We start from the raw sequence: 24,200 nt of genomic DNA, 5'->3' as shown, positions 1-24,200 counted from the left end.
TATGCGCTCCTCGCCGATCGTGGCCCGCGTCGGTTGAGGCGGGGCGACTACTCCACTACACCCAGCATTCCATCGTAGGCGACCCTAGTACCTCGACCGTTGCATACGAGCGCGCTGCGCGGGACGGGGCGCCGCGATGCCGCCGCTTCAGGCCGGGCCCGCGGCCCTGACCTCGGTGGGCGCGGCGGCCGCGCGGGTGCGGCCGCTCCCCCAGACTGTCACCCGAGGGTTAGGACCAGGTGAGAATCGAGGGCCGGAGATCGGGAGGCGGGAATCCGGGGCCGGGAGTTCGGGGGCAGGGAAATCGTGGGCAGGGAGTTCAGGGCAGGCAGTCGGCTCCGAACACCGGGCCGGGATTCAGTCCTCGTCGAGGATGCGTTCGCGGATCGCGTAGAGCGCCGCCTCCATCCGGGAGTGCAGCTGGAGCTTCTCCAGGATGTTGCGGATGTGGTTCTTCACGGTGTTCTCGGAGATGTAGAGTTCCTGGCCGATGTCGCGGTTGTTCAATCCGCGCGCGACCAGCCGCAGGACCTCCTTCTCGCGGTCGGTCAGCCGAGGGGCGGGCACGTCGCCGCCGCGGCCCTTGTCGGACTCCTTCTTGGCGAGGGTCGCGAACTCGCCGATGAGCTTGGTCGCCATGGACGGGTTGATGAACGACTGGCCGTCGGCGACCGCGCGGACCGCCTCGGGCAGTTCGATGACGGAGATCTCCTTGAGCAGGTAGCCGGTCGCGCCCGCCTTGATCGCGTCGAAGAGGTCCTCCTCCTCGTCGCTGATGGTGAGCATGACGATCTTGGCGCTGGGGACGGCGCTCTTGATCCCGGTGCAGGCGTCGATGCCGCTGATGTGGGGCATCCGGACGTCCATGAGGACGACGTCGGGGAGCAGATCGCCGGCCTGGTCCACGGCCTGGCGCCCGTCGCCCGCCTCACCGACCACGCTGATGTCGGACTCTTCGGCGAGGACCGAGACGAGGCCCCTGCGGAAGAAGGCGTGGTCGTCCACGACGAGGACCCGGATGGGTTCGCGGCGGGTGGGGGGAGTCCCGGTCACGGCTGCGTAGTCCCTTCCTCACCGCACGGCGGCGGTCGCCGGTCGTTCAACGTGTTCCAGCAGCTTGTTCAGGCACGGCTTGTTCGGGCACAGCCTGTTCGAGCAGGGCTTGTTCGAGTACGGCCTGTTCGAGCAGGGCCTGTTCGAGCAGGGCCTGTTCGAGCAGGGCCTGTTCGAGCAGGGCTTGTTTCAGCACAGCACCAACCGGCCCGGTGTTTCTACAGTTTCCGCAAATTCGCGGGAATCCGCCGGAGGTTGGGAAAAGCAGACCACATAGGTGTGCGCCGCGGCCGCCCGGGGTGCGGTCGCGGCGCACCGCGCTGCCGGGCCGCGCCGTGCGGCCCGCCGGATTACTCCATGAGGCGCATGACGCCGTAGTTGAAGCCCTTCCGGCGGTACACCACGCTGGGGGCGTCGCACTTCTCGTCGTGGAACAGGTAGAAATCGTGCCCGACGAGTTCCATTTCCATCAGCGCCTGGTCAATGCTCATGGGCTTGGCGTAATGGAATTTCTCCCGAACGATGACCGGGTTTTCGCCCTGGGTGTCGAGTTCCAGGATTTCATCGCCGAACGCGGTGTCGATGGCGACGCCGTCGATCTCGGTGTCCTCGGCGTCCCTGGCGGCGGGAGCCGTGCGGACCCGGCCGGTACCGGCGAGCGGGCCGCCGTTGCCGTTGGCGAGGTCGGCCGTTGCCGAGGCGACCGAGACGGGCGCCCGGGCCCCCTTGTGCACCTTGCGGCGGTCGGCGACCTTGCGCAGGCGCGCTTCGATCCGGTCCAGCGCGATGTCGAACGCTCCGTAGCGGTCGTCGGCCGACGCCTCACCCCGGATCACCGGACCACCGCCGTGGATGGTCAACTCGACGCGCTCGCGCTGGTCGGCGAGCTTCGGGTTGCGCTCCTTGGACACCTCCACATCGACGCTCATCCCGTTCTGCTCCCACTTGGAGAGTTTGGCCAGCTTCGTTTCGACGTGCTGCCGGAACTTGTCGCTGACACCTGTGCGCCGACCTTTGACGATGATGTCCACAAGACCCCCTTCGTCGCGCGTGGCCGCCGTGGCTGCGGCGGCCCTGCTTCTGGTTGTGCGCCCACCGCCGGGGCTGCGGGCGCCCGCTCCCGTGGTTCCTCTCCGCGAAGCGGACGAGATAACACGTCACGCGGTGTTGGGTGCCGTATACCCATCCGATCGCACCCCTGCACTCCCCATGCGGCATCGGCTTCACCAGGGTGAACGAGACCTCAACGGTGTATCGGGAGCAACGTGGGTAATCGGTGCGAACTTCCGCCGCGCGCCTGGAGATCCACGCGAGGAGCATGCCACCCGTCCGGCCGACCTGGTCTTCGTCCCCACATCCGCCTGCTGAGGGTTCCGCGGCGCTTATGCACCACTACCGCCCTTCTCCCTGTCGTGGAGGACATCGGGACCTCCGACGGGGCAGGTCTTACCTCTAAGCCGCACCGTGATCGGTCGACGAAAAGTCGCCTTACGTGGGCCGTTTCGCCTGCGGCTGGCCTCGGCTTGCCGGGCGGGCGCCCCTCGCTCGGGGCGCCGAACCCGGCGCAACCACGGACCCGGACGGGTGCCATGCTCGAACGCTAACCCGAGATTCACCAGCTGTCAGCAGGGGAACTCCCGACACCTCCCGGGCGCGTGCAGCCCCTCCCGCGGACCGGCCGGACACACCGGGCATCCGGCCCGCGCAAGAGACCCACTGAGATTACCCCGGCCGCCCACTGCCTCGACCGCGCTCGGCCAGCACCCCCGCTGCGGCGGGGTGCACACCGGCCGCCCGCAGGGCACGGGCGGCCTCGGCGAGGCTGGCGCCGGTGGTGAGGACGTCGTCGACGAGGACGACGGTGCGCCCTGCCGCGCGGCCGTGCAGCGGCCGCACCGCGCGCCGCGGCACGGCGAACGCTCCGGCGAGGTTCGCCCGCCGCTCGTCGCGGCGCAGGCCGACCTGGTCGGCGACGCGGCGGACCGGGCGCAGCGCCGCGTGGACCCGGGCGGGGCGGGCGCGCGCGGTGAGGGCGCGGGCCGCCGCACCGGCCAGCAGCAGGACGGGGTCGTAGCCGCGGCGGCGGACACCGGACGGCCGCGGCGGCACCGGCACCAGCAGCAGCGGGCTCCCGGGGCCCGCGCGGGACGCCGCGGTGACGGCGGCGGCGAGTGAGCGCCCCAGCGGGGCTGCGAGGCCGCGGCGTTGCTGCTCCTTGAATGCGAGCAGCACCGAGCGGTCGCGGCCGGAGTAGGGGCCGACCGCCCACGCCTGCGGGCAGCCGGGGCGGCCGCGGCAGCGCCGCGGCCGGCGGTCGAGGAGCCCGGAGCACGCGGCGCACAGGGCGGCCCCGGGCCGCCCGCATCCGGCGCAGGTCTCGCCGAGCAGCAGGTCGACCAGCGCCGAGAGCGCCGCCGCGATCCAGGCGGGTGCGGCGGGCGGGGCCGGGTGCTCCGGGTCCATTCGGCCATACTGGCGCCGCGACCACCGTCGCGGCGAGGCGGATCGCGCGGCCTGTGGACGGCCGCCCGGGACCCGCGTTGGCAGGACTTCGACCAGGCCGCCCAGCCGACGCAACGAAGTGCGACTAGCCCGGATAGACGGGGTTGGTGCCGTCGGTGATGCGCTGCCAGGTGACGCGGTCGTTGGTCATCCAGATCCGGTCGTCCTCCGCGCCCGAGAGCAGCGGCTGACCGGGCGCCGCCGCGATGGTCTTCATGTCGGCGCCGGGCGGCGCGGAGGCGCTGGTCGACTCGGCGTTGCCGTCGAGGCGCACCAGGTACCCGAGCACGGCGCCGCCGCGCTTGCCGAGGACGGCGAGCTGGTCGGCGCCGCGCCACGCGACGTCGGTGACCTCGGTCAGGTCGGAGCCGAGCGGTTTGAACCGGTCGAGCCGCACCTCGCCGTCGTGCTCGGTGACGCGCCCGACGTAGAGGCGGGAGGTGTCGTCCTCTTCGAGGAGGACCGCCACCCGGGTGCCGTCGCGCGAGGCGCGCAGCCGGGTGACCGTGCGGTCGTCGAGCTCGGGCGCCTCGACCCGGGTCGGCTTCCCGTCGTCGACCTGCCACAGCCGGGTCGCCCCCGACTCGGGGTCGTCGTCGGCCCGCTCGTCGGGCGGCGCGGGGTCGGCGGGATCGCGCTCGGGACCGCGCTCGGTGTCGTCGGCAGCGGAGTCGGCCTCGCGCTCCTCTTCGGAGTCGGCGCCCGAACCGAGGTCCTGCACGACCCACAGGTTGTCGTAGCCGTCCCACGACAGGGACGTGTAGTCGCCGTCCTTGAGAACGGTGCGGTACTCGCTGCCGTCGGAGAGGTCGGCGACAAGCACCGACGTGGAGTCCTTCTCGGCGGCGTCGATACCGGCGACCAGGCCCTCCCGCACCGACACCGCGTACTGCTCCAGCGGGGCGCTGCCCGCGCCGGCGGGGCCGGGCACCGGGTCGGCGTTCTGCTTGCCGCTACCGGCCGACAGCGACCAGAGCTGCCCCTCGCGGGTGAAGTAGGCGTGCTCGCTGTCGGAGCCCACCGACGGGTTCACGGAGTCCCACAGCCGCCCTGAGACCTGCTGGACACCGTCCTGGCCGCCGGGGATCGGGGTCTCCTCGCCGTTCACCTCGACGGTGAACTCCTGGACCTCGGCGAGCTGGCGCAGGGTCCAGGCGATCTGCGCGCCCATGCGGAAGGATTCGCCCTGGTCGGGCGATCCGCCGGTCGAGCGCAGCTGCACGGTCACGCGCCCGCCGCTGGAGGCGACCGCGACCTTGGTGTCCTTGGGGAACGCGGTGCGCACCGCGGGCGCCAGCCACTCGGTGGGCCCGTTGACGAGCATCCGCACCAGGCGGGTGGGGATCTCCTCGGTGGAGGCCGGGATGAACACGGGGTCGGGCACCAGGGTGCTGTCGTCCTGGTTGAAGTAGTAGAGGTTCAGCGGGCGGTACACGCGGTCGATGTCGCGGCGCGACAGCAGCAGTTCGTCGGGCAGGTCGGCGATGCGCCACTGCCCCTTGGCCTTCGCCAGGGTGAACACGGTGTCGATGCGCTCGCCCTTGTCGACGGGCAGGTACTGCCCCCCGTGGTCGATGCTGGCGACCTGGTCGGCCCGCATCCGCACGGTGGCGCTTTCGCCGTCGGCCGCGGTGCTGACGGTGAAGTCGGCGTCGCGGATCTCGTCGTAGACCAGGACGGTGCCGTTGGGCCGCCACTGCCGCTGCTCGTCGCCCGTCATGAAGAGCCGCGCCGCCCGGTGGTCCTCTTCGAGGCTGCCCATGTCGCGGAGGAAGTCGCGGACCAGCCGCTCCTCGCCGACGTCCTGCTGCGGGCCCGCGGGCAGCAGCCGGACGTAGTCGTCCTGGTGGCCGCGCCCGTTCTCGCCGCCGCCACCGGCGACGATGGGGCCGCCGGTCGGCACGCTCGCGCACGAGGTGAGGAGCGCGGCGAGGCACAGGAGCGCGGCGGCCCGGCGGGCGTCGCGGCTCCAGCCGCTGCCGGAATTCCGGGGGCTTCGGGAGCGCCGGGGATTCCGGGGATGCTGTGGATTGCGAGGGCTTCGGGAGGCGGTCACGGCTGCTCCCTTGTCGGTGCGGTGCGGGACGCCTCGGCGTCGCCGGCGGTGATGGCGGCGACGGCGCGGACCCTGCCCATGGCCATCTCGGGGGGCGCGAGCGGGAGCGGGGAACCGCGCAGTTCACCGCCTGCCTTGCGGGGCAGCGACAGCCGGAACTGCGACCCCTTGCCGGGTGTCCCCCACGCCTGGAGCCAGCCGCCGTGCAGTGTGGCGTCCTCCTTGGCGATGGACAGCCCCAGCCCGGTCCCGCCGGTGGTGCGCGCCCGCGCGGGGTCGGCCCGCCAGAACCGGTCGAAGCAGAGCAGCTCCTCGCCTTCCTTGAGGCCGACGCCGAAGTCGCGCACCGCGACGGCGACGGAATCGCGGTCGCCGGCGGCGGTGACGATGACGTCCTTGCCTTCGCTGTGCTCGATGGCGTTGACGACGAGGTTGCGCAGGATACGGCTGATCCGGCGGGAGTCGAACTCGGCGACGCAGGGGTCGGCGGGCAGCCGCAGCACGACCTTGATGCCGCGCTTCTCCGCGATCTGCTCGGCGTCGCCGACGGCTTTCAGCACCGCGCCGCGCACGTCGACCGACTCGATGGCGAGGGTGGCGGCCCCGGCGTCGTGCCTGCTGATCTCCAGCAGGTCGGCGAGCAGCTCCTCGAACCGCTCCAGTTGGCTCTGGAGCAGCTCCACCGAGCGCCGGACGGTGGGGTCGAAGCCGTCGCGGTCGTCGAAGAGCAGGTCGCCCGCCATGCGGATGGTGGTGAGGGGGGTACGCAGCTCATGGGAGACGTCGGAGACGAACTGCCGTTGCAGTTTCGACAGCTCCTCCAGTTCGCGGATCTTCTCCTGGAGGTTCCCGGCCATGTTGTTGAAGGAGACGGCGAGGCGGGCGAGGTCGTCCTCGCCGCGCACTTTCATCCGTTCGGTGAGGTCGCCCGATGAGAGCTTCTCCGCCGAGCCGGCGGCCCTGCGCACCGGCAGCACCACCTGCCGGGTGACCATGTAGGCGATCGCGGCGAGCAGGATGCTCAGCGCCGACGCCACGAGGTACAGGGTGCCCTGGACGAGGTTCAGGATCTGCTGCTCGTGGTCGAGGGGGAAGACGTAGTACAGCTCGTAGGCGTCGACGAGCTGGGCGCCCACGGCCAGGCCGGGTTCCGTGCCGCCGGTGCGCACGATCTCGGTGTAGCGCAGGTAGGGCTTTTCCAGCTCGCTGGTCTGCTGGACCTTGTCGCGCAGGGCGTCGGGGACGCTCGCCTCTTCGACGTCGCCGCTGGTCCACCCGTTGTCGCCGGGGAACGAGGGCAGGATGAGGACGTCGTAGAGGCCGGTGGCGCCGCTGCGGGTGCTGAGTTCGCTGGTGATCTGCTCGAACTGGCCGTAGCGGTCGCCCGCCTGCTCGTCGCCCTGGAGTTCGCTCAGGGCGTAGGTGAGCCCGGCCTGGTGGTCGCTGAGTGCGGCGTCCTGCTTGGCGTCGAGCAGGCCCGCCTGCACCTGCTGCATCATGAAGAACCCGAGGACCGCTGTGACCAGCGCCGAGGTCACCAGGGTCATGCTGACGACGCGCAGTTGCAGCGACCGCCGCCAGCGCGAGTGGACCGCGCCGACCAGGCGGCGGGCGACGCGCTGCGCCGCGAGGTAGCTGCGCTGGACCAGGGCCGCGGCGTGCTGCGCGCGCGACCGCGCCGCGGCCTCGCCCTCGGGGCGCTCGGCGGCCCCCGGGCCGGGGGCGCCGCGCCTGCCGCCCATGGCGCCGCCCGGCCGGCCGCCGGCCGTCCGCCTCCTGATCGACACCCTGGCCGTCACACGTCTACTCGATCACTCGCACTTGGTCAGGCGGTCCCGGCCTTGTAGCCGACGCCGCGCACGGTGACGACGACCTCGGGGTGCTCGGGGTCCTTCTCGATCTTCGCGCGCAGCCGTTGGACGTGCACGTTCACCAGGCGGGTGTCGGCGGCGTGCCGGTACCCCCACACCTGTTCGAGGAGGACCTCGCGGGTGAAGACCTGGCGCGGTTTGCGCGCCAGCGCGACGAGGAGGTCGAACTCCAGCGGGGTGAGGCTGATGGGCGTGCCGTCGCGGCGCACCGAGTGGCCGGCGACGTCGATGGTGATGTCGCCGATCTGGAGCACCTCGGGGGCCGGCTCCTCCGTGCGGCGCAGCCGCACGCGCACCCGCGCCACCAACTCCTTGGGTTTGAACGGCTTGACGATGTAGTCGTCGGCCCCCGATTCGAGGCCGAGGACGACGTCGACGGTGTCGCTCTTCGCCGTGAGCATGACGATGGGCACACCCGATTCGCCCCGGATCTGCCGGCACACGTCGATACCGTCGGCACCCGGCAGCATGAGGTCGAGCAGTACGAGATCCGGTTTGGTCTCGCGGAATGCTTCGAGCGCCTTGTCGCCGTCGTGCACGAATGACGGCTCGAAGCCTTCACCCCGCAGGACGATGCCCAGCATTTCGGCGAGAGCGAGGTCGTCGTCGACGACCAGTACGCGTCCCTTCATTGACTTTCCGGCGCTCTTCGGCTGATCCCGCGCACCGTGGCGGGCGGCCCTTGGGGGGCCGCTCCGCGCGGAATCACGCGGGCCCGAGCACCTTCTCCTTTCCGGACACTCATGCGGCACAACTTCGGCGTCTACTGCGTCTCTGGCGTTATCGCCCGGAGGGCGAGCCTTCCGCCCGCGCTCCGTGCGCGCCGACACTCCTGCCGGGGCCGCCGCGCGCGGACACCCCGTCCAAGCTTGCCATCTGCGGGCTCATCGTGCCCGGGGGACGGCCGGACCAGGCACTTCCGGCCGCCGACCGGCACTCTCGGCACACCCTGCCGCGTGACCGGCCGCCGCGTCTAGAGCCGTCGGTCCCGGGGTACCGCACACCTGCGGATAACGAAAGCATACAAAATGAATGAACGAGCACCGGCAACACGGCCCACCAGGGGCGCACCCCGCCACGCCGGCCCCTCGCAGCGGGCCCGCCGCCCGTTTTCCGCCTATACCCGCGCCGCGGCCCGGGCACACGGCGCGGCGGCGATATCCCATGGTGCAAGTAGGTTGGGGGTGCGCTCGCGGGCGACCCGCGGCCGCGGCAACAGCGATCCGGCGACCCCCACGGAGTATCGATGACGCAGGACGACGGCGGGGGCTGGCAGCCCCCGGGCAGCGGCCCGTACCCGCCTGCGCAGCACGGACCCGGCTGGCAGGGCGGGCCCGGAGGCCCGCAGGGGCCGCCGCCCGGCGGCGGCTGGGCGGCACCCGGAGGCCCGCAGGGGCCGGATCCCTACGGTCCGCAGGGGCCGCCGCCGCCCGGCGGCGGGGGTTGGGGTCCCCCGCCGGGATCCGGCGGCGCCTGGGGCCCATCGCCGATGGGACCACCGCCTCATTCCGGCTGGGTCCCCCCGCCGCGGGAGCCGCGGCCCGGCGTCGTCGCGCTCCGGCCGCTCACCCTCGGCGACATCTTCAACGGCACCTTCGCCTACATGCGGGAGAACCCCAAGGCCACACTCGGGATCTCGGTCCTGGTCATCGGCTTGGCGAGCATCCTGCCGGCCTTCGGCTCCGCGGTCCTGCTGGGCGAACTGAGCAGCCTCACCGCGGCGCCGCCCTCGAACGTCGACAACCCGGACGAACTCCTCGACGAGCTGCTCGCCACGGGGGCCTTCGGGTTCGGCGCGATCCTCGCCGGCCTGCTGGTGAACGCCATCGCCGTGCTCGTCCTGAGCGGGCTGCTGGCAGGGGTCATCGGCCGCGCGGTCCTGGGCCACCGGCTGAGCTTCGGCGACGCCATCGCCGCCGTCAACGGCCGTATCGGCGCCATCCTCGGCCTGGGAGCCGTGCAGCTCCTCATCTACTTCCTCATGATCGCCATCGCCGGCGGCGTGACCGTCCTCAACGTCGCGGTGATCGCGGCCACCTGGCAGAGCACCGAGTGGTACGTGTTCATCCCCATGGTGCTGCTCAGCGTGTTCGCCTACGTCGCCTTCTACGCCTGGATCATGAACAAGTTCGCCCTGGCGATGCCGGCCGTGGTGCTGGAGCGCATCGGCCCGTTCAGCGCATTGGGCCGGTCGTGGGCGCTGACCCGGCGGAGCTGGTGGCGGGTCTTCCTCATCCTGCTGCTCTCGCAGGTCCTCGTCAGCGTGGTCGGCAGCATCCTGAACTTCCCGTTCTCCATGGTGAACCAGGCCGCCCCGCTCGGCGGCGACGCCGCGTGGGTCGGCATCACCGTGGGCGTCGCGACCTTCCTCGGCACCGCGGTCAGCGGCGCCGTCACCAGCCCCTTCCTCGCCGGGGTCACCACACTGCTCTACGTCGACATGCGCATGCGCCGCGAGGGCTTCGACCTCGAACTCCAGACCGCCACCCGCGGCGGCCACGAGTCCGTCGGCGCCGAGGTCTACCTGCGCGACCGGCCCCGGCCGTACGGGGAGCAGTACGGGGCGCCGCATTGACGGCGACAGCGGCGGCGGTGGCGGTGGCAGCGCAGGCGGGCGGCCAGGTGAGCGGGGACGACGGCGCCCGGATCGCCCGTGAGGAGCTGGCCGACCCCGACTACGGCAACAACGACCCCGGCCTGCTCCAGCGCATCTACGACGCCGTCGCCGAGTGGTTGGCCGAACTCCTCCGGGTGATCGGCGAGTCCGACAGCGTCCCCGGCGGGTGGTGGGTGCTCGGGCCCGTCCTGGCCGTCCTCGCCCTGCTGGTGGTCGCCCTGCTGCTCTACACCCGCCCGGCCCGCAGGGCGCGGCGCCGCGGCGCGCTGTTCGACCCCGCGACCGCCCTGACGGCGGCGGCGCACCGCGCCCGCGCCGACCGCCATGCCGCAGCGGGCGAGTACGCCGACGCCGTCAGGGAGCGGCTCCGCGCCTTCACCCGCGATCTGGAGGAGCGCGCGATCGTCGCACCGCGTTCCGGGCGCACGGCGACCGAGCTCGCGTCCGAGGCGTCCGTCGCGCTCCCCGCGCACCGTGTCGAGCTGCACCGGGCCGCAACGGTGTTCAACGACGTCTGGTACGGCGGCCGCGAGGCGACGGCCGAGCACGCCAGGATGCTGGAGGAGCTCGACACCCGCCTCGCGGCGGGCCGACCGGTCCACCCGCAGGACGCCGGTGCGGGGGCGGCCCGGTGAGCGTGCCCGCCCCCGAAAGCCCCGCCCCCGAAAGCGGTGCCACCGCCGCCCCCGCGTCCCAGGCATCCCCGCCGTCGCAGCCGTCCCGGCAGTCCGCCCAGATCTCCCGCACCCCCCGGCAGATGTGGCGCGCGGCCCGAGGCCCGCTGCTGTTCGGCGCGGCCCTGGTCGTGGTGGCGCTGCTGGTGTCACTCGGCTCCGAAACGAGTGTCCGCGGCGACCTCGACCCCGAATCGGCCGGGCCCGAAGGCACCCGCGCACTCGTCCGGATCCTGGCCGACCAGGGGTCCGAGGTCACCGTCGCCCGCGGCATCGACGACGCCGCCGACGCCGCCGACGCGGCGGAGCGCAACGGCGGCGATTCCACCCTGCTCCTCACGCAGTCCCACCGGCTGACGCCGGCGGAGCTGAAGCGGCTCGCGGCGGTGCCCGGCGACCGCGTCCTCGTCCAACCCACGACCGGCGCGCTGGACGCGTTCGCGCCGGGGGTGCGGGTGTCGGGCCGCGGCGGCGACAGCGCACCCGAACCGCGCTGCGCCCTGCCGGGCGCAGCGGCGGCCGGCCGCGCCGACCTCGACGGGGAGCGCTACCGCGGTTCCGACGGAGCGGAGTCCTGCTACGGCGGCTCGGGGGGAGCCCCACTGGTGCGCACGGACGCCGACGGGCGCACCACCACGGTGCTCGGCGGCTCGGCGTTCCTGCGCAATGAGGACTTGGCGGCCAACGGCAACGCCGCGCTCGCTCTGAACCTCCTCGGCGCGAACGGGGGCGACCCCGGCGACGTCGTGTTCGCCATCCCCGATGTCCCGGTGCAGGGCGGCGGGCAGACCCTGTGGGACCTCACCCCGTTCTCCGTCCGGTTGTCGCTCGGCGCGCTGGCTGCGGCGCTGCTGCTGGCCGCACTGTGGCGGGGGCGGCGGCTGGGGCCCCTGGTGACGGAGTCGCTGCCGGTGGTGGTGCGCGCGGCCGAGACCACCGAGGGCCGCGCGGGGCTGTACGCGTCGCGGCGGTCCCGCGACCGCGCGGCCGCCGCGCTGCGCGGCGGTGTCATCGGCCGGCTGCGGCCCGCCTTCGGGCTGGGCCCCGACGCGCCGCCCGGCTCCGTGGTCGACGCCGTCGCCTCCCGCGGCGGCGCCGATCGCGGCCACGTCGCCGCGCTGCTCTACGGGTCGTCGCCCGACCCCGGCGGCGCCGACCCGTTCACCGCCGACGACGCCGGCCTGGTCCGGCTCGCCGACGAACTCGACCGGCTCGAAGCGGGCCTCCGCTGACCCGCCGACACCGCGACGCCACCAGCACGGCGCAGACCACAGCACCGCGAAGAGAGAGGTACCAGCACTCGTGACCGCCTTTACCACCGATGGGCAGCCGTCAGCCGAGCAGGCCCGCGCGGCGCTCACCGAACTCCGCGGCGTCGTCGCCAAGGCCGTGGTCGGCCAGGAGGAGACGGTGACCGGGCTGGTCGTCGCGCTCCTGTGCCGCGGCCACGTGCTGTTGGAGGGCGTGCCCGGCGTCGCGAAGACGCTCCTGGTGCGCACCGTGTCGGCGGCCCTGTCGCTCGACCACAAGCGGGTGCAGTTCACCCCCGACCTGATGCCGGGCGACGTCACCGGGTCGCAGGTCTACGACGCGCGGAGCACGGCGTTCGAGTTCCACGAGGGCCCGGTGTTCACGAACCTGCTGCTCGCCGACGAGATCAACCGCACCCCGCCCAAGACCCAGGCCGCGCTGCTGGAGGCCATGGAGGAGCGGCAGGTCACCGTGGCCGGTCGGCCCATGGGCCTGCCCGACCCGTTCATGGTCGCCGCGACGCAGAACCCGGTGGAGTACGAGGGCACGTACCCGCTGCCGGAGGCGCAGCTCGACCGGTTCCTGCTGAAACTGATGGTCCCGCTGCCGCAGCGCGACAACGAGGTCGACATGCTGACCAGGCACGCCGCCGGGTTCGACCCCGCCGACCTCGCCGCAGCGGGGGTGCACCCGGTGGCGGGGGCCGCCGAGCTCCGGGCCGCGCGGCAGGCCGTGCAGGCGGTGCAGGTCGCGCCGCAGGTGCTCGGCTACATCGTCGACATCTGCCGGGCGACCCGGCAGTCGCCGTCACTCCAACTCGGCGCCTCGCCGCGCGGCGCGACCGCGCTGCTGCGCACGGGGCGGGCGTGGGCGTGGCTGTCGGGCCGCGACTACGTGAGCCCCGACGACGTCAAGGCGCTCGCGAAGGCGACCCTGCGGCACCGCATCGCGATGCGCCCGGAGGCGGAGTTGGAGGGTGCAACGACCGACGGGATCCTCGACGGCGTCCTGGCGTCGGTGCCGGTGCCCCGCTGACCCGTATCCGCGCGGCAGGGGCTGGGCGGGGATGAGGGCTGGCAGGGGCTCGGCGAGGGTTAGGGCAGGGCTGGGGCAGGGACTGGGGCGGCGTGTCCGTTCCGTTCAAGACCCGCGGGGCCGCGCGCCGGGAGACTGCCGGGTGTGCCGGACCCGCCGGCGCACCCGACTCGAAAAGGACGGCAGCACCGTGTTCCTCGGACTGCGCACGATCATCTACCCGGCGGCCGACCTGCCCGCGGCAAAGGCGTGGTTCGCCGAGCTGCTGGGCCACGGCCCCTACTTCGACGAGCCGTACTACGTCGGGTTCGACGTCGGCGGCTACGAGCTGGGCCTCCAGCCCGCGGAGACGGCCGGCGGCTCCCCCGTCACCTACTGGGGTGTGCCCGACGCCGACGCCGGGCTGAAGCGGCTGCTGGACCACGGGGCCGAGCCGCACAGCGAGGTGGCGGAGGTGGGCGGCGGCATCCGGGTGGCCGTCGTCCGCGGCGTGGAGGGCCACCTGGTCGGGGTCATCGAGAACCCGCACTTCCGCCCGAAGGGGTAGCCGGGCCGGCGCGGGAGCGCGGGACCGGGCCACGCATAACCACACCGTTCGGTATAGTGGTGGCGTACCCGGACACGGCACGCGAGGAAGGCGATCGATCCCATGGCTCCCGCACGCACCCGCGCCGACCGCCCTCTGACCCCGGCCGCGCAGCGGGTCCTCGACGTCGCCGGCGACCTGTTCTACCGCCGCGGCATCAACACCGTCGGCATGGAGCTCGTCGCCGAGCAGGCCGGGGTGACCAAGAAGACCATCTACGACCGGTTCGGCTCCAAGGAGGCGCTGGTCGTGGCCTACCTGCGGGCGCGCGACGCGCGCTGGCGGCAGTGGGTGACCGACGCGGTCGACGCCGAGGACGACCCCGTCCGGCGGATCCTCGCGACCTTCGACGCGCTGGCCGAGTGGACCGACCGCGAGAACGAGCGCGGCTGCGCCATGGTCAACGCCTGCGCCGAACTCGCCGACCCCGATCACCCGGGCCGCGCCGCCGCCAGGGACCAGAAGGAGTGGCTGCGCGGGCGCTACCTGGAACTCGCGGCGGAACTCGGCGCCGCCGACCCGGCACGCCTCGCCGACACCCTGCTCATCCTGCACGAGGGCGCGGTCGTGGGCCGCAGCGTCGCCGAGCTGCCCGGCGCCATCGCCACCGCGCGCGACGCCGCCGCGCGGCTGCTCGCCGCAGAGGGCTGACCGCCCCGCGGGATGCCTTCGCCCCGCATGTACGGCAAGGTGGTCGGTAGCAGGCCGTCCGCGGCAGGAAGGGCGCGCCGACCCCGATCGGAACGAGGCACCACACGCGATGGCGATCACTGGGCGGGCGGTACTCCTCGCTGCAATCGGCGTCCTCGTCGTCCTCGCCGGAGGGGCGCTGGGCTGGTGGGTCCTGTGGACCGTCCTCGTCGCGCTGTTCGGGGCGATCCTGCTCGACGTGCTGCTCGCACCGTCGCCGCGCGCGCTCGGCTTCGTCCGCGACGGCGAGACCTCCATCCGCCTCGGTGAGTCGGCGCAGGTCGGCCTGCTCCTCGCCAACCCGGGCGGGCGCAGGGTGCGCGCCCTCGTCCGCGACGCGTGGGCGCCCAGCGCCGGCGCGGCCCCGCGCACCCACACCGTGACCCTGCCCGGCGGGGAGCGGCGCCGCATCGACACCGCCCTCACGCCGACCCGGCGCGGCGACCAGCACGCCGCAGGGGTCACGGTGCGCTCCTTCGGCCCGCTCGGGCTCGGCGCCCGCCAGGCCACCCTCCCGGCCCCCTGGACGGTGCGGGCGCTGCCGCCGTTCCACAGCCGCCGCCACCTGCCAGGCAAGCTCTCGAAGCTGCGCGAACTCGACGGCCAGCACCGGGCGATGGTGCGCGGCCAGGGCAGCGAGTTCGACTCGCTGCGCGAGTACGTCCCCGGCGACGACGTCCGGTCCATCGACTGGCGGGCGACCGCCCGCCGCAGCGAGGTCGTGGTGCGCACGTGGCGCCCCGAGCGCGACCGCCGCATCCTCATCGTCCTCGACACCGGCCGCACCTCGGCGGGGCGGGTGGGCGACACCCCGCGCCTCGACCACGGCATGGACGCCGCGCTGCTGCTCGCCGCGCTCGCGGCGAAGGCGGGCGACCGGGTGGGGCTGCTCGGCTACGACCGGCGCGTGCGCGCCCAGGTGCGCGGGCACGGGCGCGGCAGCACCGTCCCGGCGATCGTGCAGGCCATGGCGACCCTCGAACCGGAGCTGGTGGAGTCCGACCCGCGCGGGCTGGTCTCCGCGGTCCTGTCGCAGCAGAGCCGCACCCGGCAGCTGGTGGTGCTGCTCACCGAGCTCGACGCAGCGTCCATGGAAGAGGGCCTGCTGCCGCTGCTGCCGACGCTGACGGCCCGGCACCTGGTCATGGTGGCCGCCGTGTCCGACACCAGGGTCACCGAGATGGCGGGCCTGCGCGGCGACGCGAAGGCGGTGTACGGGGCGGCCGCAGCGGAGAAGACCCGCACCGACCGCCGCCGCATTACGGCGGAGCTGCGGCGCTACGGGGTCGAGGTGGTCGACGCCGACCCGGAGCACATCGCCCCGGCCCTCGCCGACGCCTACATCGCCCTGAAGGCCCAGGGCCGGTTGTGACCCCCAGGCGCGGCCCGTTCGGCGACGGTTCCGCCGACGGGCGGCGGGACCCCGGGCGCACTCCCGACCCCACCGCGCAGCCCCCGCACGGCGGCACCGGTACGGGGAACCCGAGGGACCCGGGGAACCCGAGTAACACGGGGAACGCCGTCCGCGGCGCCGTGCACGGCACGCTGCTCCAGGCGCGCGACATCCACGGCGAGGTGCACCTCCATTCCGCGCCGCCGCCCGCCGCGCTGGACGACGTCCACCTGGACCCGCCCCGACCGACAACGGACACCCGCGGACGCACCGCCCTGCTGGACGACCTCGCCGACGCCATGGACGCCGGCGGTTCGCGCCCCCACGTGCTCGCCGGACCCGGCGGGATCGGAAAGTCCACGGTCGCCGCCGAACTCGCGCACCGGGCCGCCGCCCGGGGCCGGACGGTGTTCTGGGTCCGCACCGGGAACGTCCTCGCGTCGATGCTGGAGGTCGCGGTGGAGCTGGGCGCACCGCGGGCGGAGGCCGAACAGCTCTTTCCGACCCCCGGGCGCGCGGCCCGGTGGGTCTGGCGGCACTTGGCCGCCGCGCCCGTCCCGTGGCTGCTGGTCTTCGACAACATCGACCGGCCTGCGGAGCTGGCCCCGACAAGGACCCTCGCCGAAGGGCTCGACTGGCTGCGCGGCGACCCGGCGGGGTTCGTGCTGGTCACCACCAGGGTCGGCGACGCCGCCGTGTGGGCCCCGGCGGTGCTGCACGAGGTCGCGCCGCTGAACGCGGAGAGCGCGGCCGCCGTCCTCGCCGACCACGCGGGCGCCGCCGGGTCCGCGGGCGCCAGTGACCTGGCCGACCGGCTCGGCGGCTACCCGCTCGCATTGGCGCTGGCCGGCCGGATCCTGGCGACGCACCGGACGCTGTTCCAGGACTGCCACGCGCTGCTGGCGCATATCGACGGCGCCGTCTCCCGGTTGGACGCGCTGACGCTCCCGCTCGACGACGCGCACGGGGCCGGCCGCTCGCGCCGGCTGCTCTCCGGGGCCTGGGAGCTCTCCCTCGAACTCATCCCCCCGGAGCAGGCGCCGGAGGCGGCGCCCCTGCTGCGCCTGCTGTCCGTGCTGGGACCCGACGGTGCGGCCGTCCCGCTCGCCCGGCTGCCGGTGGGCCTGCTCCGCGGCGGGAGCGTGGACGCCGGTGACCGCACCCTGGACGAACCCGCCGTGGCCCGCGCGCTCAACGCCCTCGTCGTCCACGGCCTGGTAGAGCTGACCGGCCTGGGCGGCACAGGCGGCACCGGCCGGGGAGACGCAGGCGGCCCCGGCGGGGGAGGGCGCGGGCCGGGGCTGCGCGTCCACCCGCTCATCGGCGAGTCCGTGCGCGCCGGGCTGGGCGACCGGGCGGCCGCGACCGCCGATGACGCGGTGCGGCTGCTGGAGGCCCAGCCGGGCCGCGACCCCGCTCTGGAGCACGCGGCCTACCTGGCCGTCCGCGACCTCCGGAGCCACGCGCTGGGGCCGGTGCACGCCGACACCTTGACGGCCGAGGTGCGCCGGGCTCGGCTCACCCTGCAACGGGGCGACTCCGCCCGCGCGTACGCGGAGCTGTCCACTGTGGCCGCCGAAGCGGAGCGCGCACTCGGCGCCGAGCACCGGGTGACCCTGACAGCGCGGCACCACGCCGGGGACGCCCTTCTGGCGGGCGGCCGGCTGGACGAGGCGGTGGCACAGTTCCGTTCGGTCCTGGACGCCCGCACACGCATCTCAGGGCCCGACCACCCGGACACGCTGAGCGCCCGGCACCAGCTCGCTCTCATAGCGGTGAAACGCGGTGACTGGGACACGGCTGAGACCGAGTTGCGCCTGCTCCTCGCGGTCTGGGAGCGCCGCGCCGAGACCGAGGATCAGAGCGCCCTGTTCACACGGCAGAATCTCGCCTACGTCGACCTGCGGAAGGGCCGCAACACGGCGGCGGAGGCGGGTTTCCGGCGGGTACTGGCCGCCAGGGAGCGCCTACTCGGCGCCGACCACCCCGCCACCCTGGATGTGCACTACTACCTCGCGCTGACCGCGCTGGAGCGGGGGGACCTCCCCGCGGCGCGCAGCGGGTTCGCGTCGGTCGCGCACGCCATGGGCGAGGTGCTCGGCCCCGACCACCCCGACACCCGTCTCGCCCGCGCGCGCCTGGCCGAGGCTGAATGAAGAGACCGAACGGGCGGCGCCGCAACGGGCCGCGCGTACCGGGGTCCGGACTACCGGGGGCCGGTCCGGCGACCGGAATCGGCGGGGGCCGAAGTACGCAGGAACCCCAGCCACTCCCCCGCCCCGAAGGCGAGAGTGCGGGCTGCCGGTGCGGTCGAGTCGCGCACGAGAACGGCCCGCCCCGCGAAGGCGACCTCTACGCAATTGCCGGTCTCGGCGCTGCTGTGGCTGCTCGTGAACCATCGAGCCGCCATGTCCGCGCCCCTTCCACCGCATCCGCCCGCCGCCTTGGACTCCGCCATCGCCAGTAAGGCCCAGGGGCGGCCCTGAGACCCGGCGCCAGTGGCAGGTACCGACAGGCGGCGTTCAGACCTTGACGACTGCGACACGATCGCCGCAAAGCGCGGTCATGTCATCGACATCACTGGTCAGCAGGACGACGCCGCCCTGCTGAGCCATCGCCGTAGCCGCAACCATTGCATCGATGGCATGGCGGTGCCCGTGGAGACCGGCGGCGCGCAGCAGCGCCACAGCCTCGTTCGCGATCTCCTCCGTCACCGCTTCGACCGATACCAGGGAGCGCGCGTACGAGAGTTCCGCCGCCTTGACCTTGCTGTGCTGCGCTTCGATCAGGGTCGCGGCACAGCAGACAATCCGCCGCTCTTCGGTGTTCGCTCGTGCGAGAAAGGCCAAGAGCCGCCGGTCCCGGGAGATCAGTTTGCCGAGCGCTTCGCAGTCGAGGACAACGACCCCACTGGTCAGAGGTTTGCTGCGCGCCGCTTGGCTTCTTTCCGTTCGGCCTCGCGGAATGCCTCATAGGCTTCATCGAGGTACTCCTGCGGCAGCGGGCCCTGCTCGCGCTCGTGTGCGGCGATCAATTCGGCGAGCCGCTCACGCTGTGCCTGACGTTCGAGGACTTCGATCACGTACGCGTCGAAGTCTTCGGGGTCGACCCGCGTGCGGATGTCATCGGCCAGCGCTTGCGGAAGCGCGACCTTGCGCCGCGGCGCCCGCTTCTTCGCAGCCGAGCGCCGTCCCTTGTCTTCCTCGGTGACCGCCATGCACACAGATTACCCGGGGCGCGTCGTGTGCGCCGGGTTTTTCACCCGCTGACCGGGGCGGTTTGCGGGGCTTCCTTGAGGTCGCCGGTCTCGCCCTCGCGGGCCGCCTTGCGGCCCGGGATGAACACGTAGGCGAGGAACAGCGCCTCGGCGAGGACGCCGATGCCGATGCGCAGCCACGTGATGTGCACCCACCCCGTCACGAAGCCCTCGATGAGCCCGGAGATGAACAGCACCACCACCAGGCCCAGCACCACAGCGATGGCGGCGCGGGCCTCCTCGCCCAGCGCCTGGATCCGCGGGCGGTGCCCGGGGGCGATGATGGTCCAGCCCAGCTTGATGCCGACCCCGGCGGCGACGAACACCGCTGTCAGCTCCAGCAGCCCGTGCGGCAGGATCAGGCCGAGGAAGATGTCGCCCTTGCCGTTCGCGAACATCATCCCGGCCGCCTGACCGAGCGCCGCGGCGTTGGCCCAGAGCACGTAGACGGCCGGCACGCACAGGAACACGCCCAGGACCAGCGCCTGCGCGGCGACCCACGCGTTGTTCGTCCACACCTGCGCGGCGAACGACGCGCCGGGGTGCTCGACGTAGTAGTTGGCGAAGTCGTGTTCGACGTAGGAGCGGATCATCTCCGGCGGCCCCAGTGCCGCCAGCGCCCGGGGGTCGTTCACCAGCCAGACCGCCATGCCCACGACGACGGCGAGCGACGCCAGCGAAGCGGTGATCCACCACCAGCGGAGCCGGTAGAGCACCGCTGGGAAGGTCCGGGTGAAGAAGCGGGCGAAGTCGCCCCAGCCGGCGCTGTGCGAACCGGTGACGGCCGAGCGGGCCCGCGCCACCAGGCCCGACAGGTGGCCGGTGAGTGCGGGGTCCTGCCCGGAGGACCGGACCACCGACAGGTGGGTGGACACCCGCTGGTACAGCTCGACGAGTTCGTCGACCTCGGGGCCGTCGAGGCTGCGCCGCCGGCGGACGAGGGTCTGCAAGCGGTCCCAGTCGGGGCGGTGCGCGGCGGTGTACACGTCGAGATCCACGGGTCCGACCCTACTCACCCCGGCGGGGCGGCCGCGGCGGGCAGTGCCGGTGGCGCCCGCTGCGCGGTAATCCTGCCAGACTGGTATGCACTGGACAGGCGGCCCGCGCCCACAGCGCGGTGCCCGCTCACCGACCACCGACTTCGGGAGGCGCACCGGTGGCGAATCAGGACGGTGCCGACTACGGGCGTGCCCCGCTGGTCACCGGCGACGCCGTCGTGCTGGACCTGCGGCCCGCCGGGTTCGTGACCCGGCTGCTCGCCATGGGCATGGACGTCGCGTTCGTGCAGGTCCCGCTGATGGTCCTGGCCGTCCTCGGGGTCACGCGGATCGCCGAGGGCCTCGACCCCGCGGCGACGGCGGCCGTCCAGCTGGGGCTCACCATCCTGATCGCCGTCGGCTATCCGACTGCGGTCGAGTCGCTGACGCGGGGGCGCTCCCTCGGCAAGCTCGTCCTCGGCATGCGGGTGGTCGGGATCGACGGCTCGCCCGAGCGGTTCCGCCAGGCGCTGGCGCGCGCGTTGTGCGGCGCGGTCGAGTTCTGGGTCACCTTCGGCTCCGTCGCGCTCTACACGTCACTGGTCAACCCGCAGGGGCGGCGCGTCGGCGACTTCCTCGCCGGCACGTTCGTGGTGTCGGAGCGGGGCGGGAACCGCAACTCCGGGATCGTGCAGATGCCGCGGCACATGGCGGAGTGGGCGCGCACCGCGGAGCTGTCGGCGCTCAGCGCCGACACCGCCAACACCGCGCGCCAGTACGTGCTGCGCTTCCACGAACTGGGCGACCAGGCGCGCACGGAGATGGGCGCCCGCATCGCCGCGATGGTCGCCCAGCAGGTGGCGCCGCCCCCGCCGCCGCAGGCCAGCCCGGTCGAATTCCTGGCGGCGGTGCTCGCCGAGCGGCGCCGCCGCGAGGAGGAGCGCCTCGCCGCCCGCCGCCCCGGCGGTCCGGCCTGACCCGCCGGGGCGCGCCGCACGCCGGGACTACACCCGCCAGGAGCTGAGGTAGTCCTCCTGCCCGGGGGTCATGGCGTCGATGTCGACGTTGAGCGCGGCGAGTTCCAGCCGGGCGACCTCGGTGTCGATCTCGCCGGGGACGTCGTGCACGCCGGGTGCGAGGTCCTTGTGGTTGCGCGCGAGGTAGTCGACGGTGAGGGCCTGCACGGCGAAGGACATGTCCATGATGGCGGCCGGGTGGCCCTCGGCGGCGCCGAGGTTCACCAGGCGGCCCTCGGCGAGCAGGACGAGCCTGCGGCCGTCGGCGAGGACGTACTCGTCGGCCTGCGGGCGGACCTCGCGGCGCACCTCCACGGCGAGGTCCTCCAGCGCGGGGAGGTCGATCTCCACGTCGAAGTGCCCGGAGTTGGCGAGGACCGCGCCGTCCTTCATTGCCGCGAGGTGTTCGGCGCGGACGACGTCGCGGTTGCCGGTGACGGTCACGAACACGTCCCCGATCGCGGCTGCCCGCTCCATGGGCAGGACGGTGTAGCCCTGCATGACGGCGTCGAGCGCCTTGACCGGGTCGACCTCGGTGACGACGACGCGGGCGCCCATGCCGCGCGCCCGCTCGGCGAGGCCGCGCCCGCAGAAGCCGAACCCGGCGACGACCATGGTGCGGCCGGCGAGCATGGTGTTCGTGGCCCGCAGGATGCCGTCGATGGTGGACTGCCCGGTGCCGTACCGGTTGTCGAACATGCGCTTGGTGGCGGTGTCGTTGACGGCGATCATCGGGATGCGCAGGGCGCCTTCGGCGCTCATGCCCCGCAGCCGGATGACGCCGGTGGTGGTCTGCTCGCAGCCGCCGAGGACCTCCGAGAGCAACCCGGGGAGTTCGGCGTGCGCGGTGTTGACGAGGTCGCAGCCGTCGTCCAGGAGGAGGTGCGGGCGCCGCTCCAGCACGGTGACGAGGTTGCGCTCGTAGGTGGCGGGGTCCATGCCCGCGCGCGCGTACACCGACACCCCGTAGGCGTCGACGAGTGCGGCGGCGGTGTCGTCCTGGGTGGACATCGGGTTGGACGCCGCGAGCGCGATGTCGGCGCCGCCCGCGCTCAGGGCGCGCAGCAGGTTCGCGGTCTCGGCCGTGACGTGCATGCACGCCGCGATGCGCCAGCCCTCCAGCGGCCGGTCGGCCGCGAAGCGGCGGTGGACGCCGCGCAGGGCGGGCATGGCCCGTTCGGCCCATTCGACGCGGCGGACCCCGGCCCGTGCGAGGCCGAGGTCCGCGACGTCATTCGCTGGCTGTGCCATATCCGGTGCGGCTGGCGATCAGTAGCGGTAGGTGTCGGGCTTGTAGGGGCCGGCCACGTCCACACCGATGTAGGCGGCCTGCTCCTTGGTCAGCTCGGTGAGCCGGACGCCGAGGGCGTCGAGGTGCATGCGGGCGACCTTCTCGTCGAGGTGCTTGGGCAGCACGTAGACGCCGACGGGGTACTCGCCGGGCTTGGTGAACAGCTCGATCTGGGCGATCGTCTGGTTGGTGAAGCTGTTGGACATCACGAAGCTGGGGTGGCCGGTGGCGTTGCCGAGGTTCAGCAGGCGCCCTTCGGACAGCACGATGATGGAGTGCCCGTCGGCGAACCGCCATTCGTGCACCTGCGGCTTGATCTCGATCTTCTCGACACCGGGGGTCGCGGCGAGGCCGGCCATGTCGATCTCGTTGTCGAAGTGGCCGATGTTGCCGACGATGGCCTGGTGCTTCATCCGGGCCATGTGGTCGGCCATGATGATGTTGAAGTTGCCGGTGGTGGTGACGAAGATGTCGGCGGTCTCGACGACGTCTTCGAGGGTCGCCACCTGGTAGCCGTCCATGGCGGCCTGGAGCGCGCAGATGGGGTCGATCTCGGTGACGATGACCCGGGCGCCCTGGCCGCGCAGCGACTCGGCGCAGCCCTTGCCGACGTCGCCGTAGCCGAGGATGACGGCCACCTTGCCGCCGATGAGGACGTCGGTGGCGCGGTTGATGCCGTCGACCAGTGAGTGGCGGCAGCCGTACTTGTTGTCGAACTTCGACTTGGTGACGGAGTCGTTGACGTTGATCGCGGGGAACAGCAGCGCGCCGTCGCGGTGCATTTCGTAGAGCCGGTGCACGCCGGTGGTGGTCTCCTCGGTGACGCCCTTGATGTGAGGGGCGATCCTGGTCCACTTCTGGGGGTCTTCGGCGAAGTTGCGGTTGAGGAGTTCGAGGACGACCCGGAACTCGTCGGAGTCGGCGGTGGAGGGGTCGGGGACGGCGCCGGCCTTCTCGTACTCGGCACCCTTGTGCACGAGCATGGTGGCGTCGCCGCCGTCGTCCAGGATCATGTTGGGGGCGCCGCCGGGCCAGTTGAGGGCCTGCTCGGTGCACCACCAGTACTCTTCGAGGGTCTCGCCCTTCCAGGCGAAGACGGGCACGCCCTGGGGGTTGTCGGGGGTGCCGTTGGGGCCGACGACCACGGCGGCCGCCGCGTGGTCCTGGGTGGAGAAGATGTTGCAGCTCACCCAGCGCACCTCGGCGCCCAGTGCGACAAGGGTCTCGATCAGGACGGCGGTCTGCACGGTCATGTGCAGCGAGCCCATGATCTTGGCGCCGGTGAGCGGCTTGGAGTCGCCGAACTCGGCGCGGGTCGCCATGAGGCCGGGCATCTCGTGCTCGGCGAGGCGGATCTCCTTGCGGCCGAACTCGGCCAGCGACAGGTCGGCGACCTTGTAGTCGAATGCCATGCGTTTTCTCTCCTCGTGTGGATGCGACCTGAGTCTAGGGCGGTGGTGCTCCCCCGGCACCGGAAACCGGGTCAATTTGACGCAGGATTGTCAGTTTTGCCGGTTCGGCGGGGCGTGCGCGCCGGATCTCGCCTAGATTCGCCCTATGGAGCGCGACATCCCGATCTCGGCCGCCGCCGAACGGCTCGACACCACGCCCCGCATGCTGCGCTATCGCGAAGGGCTGGGGCTGCTGCCGGTGACGAAGGAGCAGCCCACCGGGCGCGGGCACCGGCACCGCCGGTTCACAGAGGGCGACCTGCGCACCATCGCGGCGGGGCTGGAACTGGAGCGGGGCTTCGACATCACCCCTGCCGCGCTGTCGTTCGCGCTGCGGGTCCTTTCCGAGCCGGCTACGAGGGAGCGGGTGCGCGGCTACGGCGAACGGCTCGGCCGCCTCGCGCCGCCGCCCACCCGCGCGCTGGACTTCGAGAAGCAGAAGGCGCTGCGCCTGCTCCGGCGGGAGCGCTGACGCGGGCGG

General features: G+C 73.0%; 23 protein-coding genes. 10 read left to right on the top strand and 13 right to left on the bottom strand.

Annotation, left to right across the window (positions count from 1 at the left end; genetic code table 11):
- Positions 1-357: 357 nt before the first annotated feature.
- The 7 genes from CLV63_RS14415 to mtrA form a co-directional block, all read right to left on the bottom strand.
- Positions 358-1,053: a response regulator gene (locus CLV63_RS14415; protein WP_106583518.1), complete on the bottom strand. Its 696-nt coding sequence runs from the start codon at positions 1,051-1,053 to the stop codon at positions 358-360.
- A 46-nt stretch (positions 1,054-1,099) separates the two neighbouring features.
- Entirely contained in the window at positions 1,100-1,249 is a 150-nt protein-coding gene (locus tag CLV63_RS33560) for a pentapeptide repeat-containing protein (RefSeq protein WP_170134225.1), read from the bottom strand.
- A gap of 154 nt (positions 1,250-1,403) precedes the next feature.
- Positions 1,404-2,084 (bottom strand): ribosome hibernation-promoting factor, HPF/YfiA family, encoded by a 681-nt coding sequence (hpf, locus tag CLV63_RS14405; protein ID WP_106583516.1) that lies wholly within the window; start codon positions 2,082-2,084, stop codon positions 1,404-1,406.
- Positions 2,085-2,775: 691 nt separating this feature from the next.
- Positions 2,776-3,516 (bottom strand): ComF family protein, encoded by a 741-nt coding sequence (locus CLV63_RS14400; RefSeq protein WP_106583515.1) that lies wholly within the window; start codon positions 3,514-3,516, stop codon positions 2,776-2,778.
- A 124-nt stretch (positions 3,517-3,640) separates the two neighbouring features.
- Positions 3,641-5,494, bottom strand: coding sequence for an LpqB family beta-propeller domain-containing protein (locus CLV63_RS14395; RefSeq protein WP_106583604.1), 1,854 nt, complete (start codon positions 5,492-5,494; stop codon positions 3,641-3,643).
- Positions 5,495-5,607: 113 nt separating this feature from the next.
- Entirely contained in the window at positions 5,608-7,353 is a 1,746-nt protein-coding gene (gene mtrB, locus CLV63_RS14390) for an MtrAB system histidine kinase MtrB (protein ID WP_106583514.1), read from the bottom strand.
- An 83-nt stretch (positions 7,354-7,436) separates the two neighbouring features.
- Entirely contained in the window at positions 7,437-8,114 is a 678-nt protein-coding gene (gene mtrA / locus CLV63_RS14385; RefSeq protein ID WP_106583513.1) for an MtrAB system response regulator MtrA, read from the bottom strand.
- A gap of 857 nt (positions 8,115-8,971) precedes the next feature.
- Between mtrA and CLV63_RS34575 the strand changes: the two genes are divergently transcribed.
- From CLV63_RS34575 to CLV63_RS14345, 8 genes are all read left to right on the top strand, one after another.
- Positions 8,972-10,057, top strand: a complete 1,086-nt coding sequence (locus CLV63_RS34575; RefSeq protein WP_106583512.1) for a hypothetical protein — start codon at positions 8,972-8,974, stop codon at positions 10,055-10,057.
- Positions 10,054-10,734, top strand: coding sequence for a DUF4129 domain-containing protein (locus tag CLV63_RS34570; protein ID WP_245928815.1), 681 nt, complete (start codon positions 10,054-10,056; stop codon positions 10,732-10,734). The genes CLV63_RS34575 and CLV63_RS34570 overlap by 4 nt, the downstream gene beginning before the upstream one ends.
- The gene (locus CLV63_RS14370; RefSeq protein WP_245928814.1) at positions 10,731-12,005 is read left to right on the top strand and encodes a DUF4350 domain-containing protein; all 1,275 of its coding nucleotides are present in this window, start codon (positions 10,731-10,733) and stop codon (positions 12,003-12,005) included. Before CLV63_RS34570 ends, CLV63_RS14370 begins: the two co-directional genes overlap by 4 nt.
- A gap of 70 nt (positions 12,006-12,075) precedes the next feature.
- Positions 12,076-13,059 (top strand): AAA family ATPase, encoded by a 984-nt coding sequence (locus CLV63_RS14365; RefSeq protein WP_106583511.1) that lies wholly within the window; start codon positions 12,076-12,078, stop codon positions 13,057-13,059.
- Positions 13,060-13,249: 190 nt separating this feature from the next.
- Positions 13,250-13,606 (top strand): VOC family protein, encoded by a 357-nt coding sequence (locus CLV63_RS14360; RefSeq protein WP_106583601.1) that lies wholly within the window; start codon positions 13,250-13,252, stop codon positions 13,604-13,606.
- Between the two features lie 102 nt (positions 13,607-13,708).
- On the top strand, positions 13,709-14,296 hold the full coding sequence (locus CLV63_RS14355; protein WP_106583510.1) for a TetR/AcrR family transcriptional regulator: 588 nt from the start codon (positions 13,709-13,711) through the stop codon (positions 14,294-14,296).
- Positions 14,297-14,405: 109 nt separating this feature from the next.
- Positions 14,406-15,707, top strand: coding sequence for a DUF58 domain-containing protein (locus CLV63_RS14350; protein ID WP_106583509.1), 1,302 nt, complete (start codon positions 14,406-14,408; stop codon positions 15,705-15,707).
- Entirely contained in the window at positions 15,704-17,884 is a 2,181-nt protein-coding gene (locus CLV63_RS14345) for a tetratricopeptide repeat protein (RefSeq protein WP_106583508.1), read from the top strand. The genes CLV63_RS14350 and CLV63_RS14345 overlap by 4 nt, the downstream gene beginning before the upstream one ends.
- Before the next feature lie 50 nt (positions 17,885-17,934).
- Here CLV63_RS14345 and CLV63_RS14340 read toward each other — a convergent pair whose 3' ends face one another.
- The 4 genes from CLV63_RS14340 to CLV63_RS14325 all read right to left on the bottom strand — a co-directional run bounded on the left by CLV63_RS14340 (position 17,935) and on the right by CLV63_RS14325 (position 19,982).
- Positions 17,935-18,138, bottom strand: coding sequence for a DUF397 domain-containing protein (locus CLV63_RS14340; protein ID WP_106583507.1), 204 nt, complete (start codon positions 18,136-18,138; stop codon positions 17,935-17,937).
- A 112-nt stretch (positions 18,139-18,250) separates the two neighbouring features.
- Entirely contained in the window at positions 18,251-18,646 is a 396-nt protein-coding gene (locus CLV63_RS14335) for a PIN domain-containing protein (protein WP_106583506.1), read from the bottom strand.
- Complete coding sequence (locus CLV63_RS14330) at positions 18,643-18,945, bottom strand: hypothetical protein (protein ID WP_106583505.1); 303 nt, start codon at positions 18,943-18,945, stop codon at positions 18,643-18,645. Before CLV63_RS14330 ends, CLV63_RS14335 begins: the two co-directional genes overlap by 4 nt.
- A 41-nt stretch (positions 18,946-18,986) precedes the next feature.
- Complete coding sequence (locus CLV63_RS14325) at positions 18,987-19,982, bottom strand: stage II sporulation protein M (protein ID WP_106583504.1); 996 nt, start codon at positions 19,980-19,982, stop codon at positions 18,987-18,989.
- Between the two features lie 158 nt (positions 19,983-20,140).
- On the opposite strand from CLV63_RS14325, the gene CLV63_RS14320 reads away from it, so the two are divergent.
- The gene (locus tag CLV63_RS14320) at positions 20,141-20,938 is read left to right on the top strand and encodes an RDD family protein (RefSeq protein WP_245928812.1); all 798 of its coding nucleotides are present in this window, start codon (positions 20,141-20,143) and stop codon (positions 20,936-20,938) included.
- A 27-nt stretch (positions 20,939-20,965) separates the two neighbouring features.
- Here the strand turns inward: CLV63_RS14320 and ahcY (CLV63_RS14315) are convergent, their stop codons facing one another.
- Together ahcY (CLV63_RS14315) and ahcY (CLV63_RS14310) are read right to left on the bottom strand one after the other, a co-directional pair.
- Complete coding sequence (gene ahcY, locus CLV63_RS14315) at positions 20,966-22,228, bottom strand: adenosylhomocysteinase (protein ID WP_106583503.1); 1,263 nt, start codon at positions 22,226-22,228, stop codon at positions 20,966-20,968.
- An 18-nt stretch (positions 22,229-22,246) separates the two neighbouring features.
- Positions 22,247-23,680 carry an adenosylhomocysteinase gene (gene ahcY / locus CLV63_RS14310; RefSeq protein WP_106583502.1) on the bottom strand — a complete coding sequence of 478 codons (1,434 nt, stop codon included), beginning with the start codon at positions 23,678-23,680 and terminating at the stop codon, positions 22,247-22,249.
- Between the two features lie 145 nt (positions 23,681-23,825).
- Between ahcY (CLV63_RS14310) and CLV63_RS14305 the strand changes: the two genes are divergently transcribed.
- The gene (locus CLV63_RS14305) at positions 23,826-24,191 is read left to right on the top strand and encodes a MerR family transcriptional regulator (protein ID WP_106583501.1); all 366 of its coding nucleotides are present in this window, start codon (positions 23,826-23,828) and stop codon (positions 24,189-24,191) included.
- Positions 24,192-24,200 lie beyond the last annotated feature (9 nt).

The sequence above is a fragment of the Murinocardiopsis flavida genome, from assembly GCF_003014485.1.
GTDB lineage: Bacteria > Actinomycetota > Actinomycetes > Streptosporangiales > Streptosporangiaceae > Murinocardiopsis > Murinocardiopsis flavida.
The sequence above is the reverse complement of the archived record's forward strand: the minus strand, read 5'-3'. Positions and strand labels throughout refer to the sequence as shown.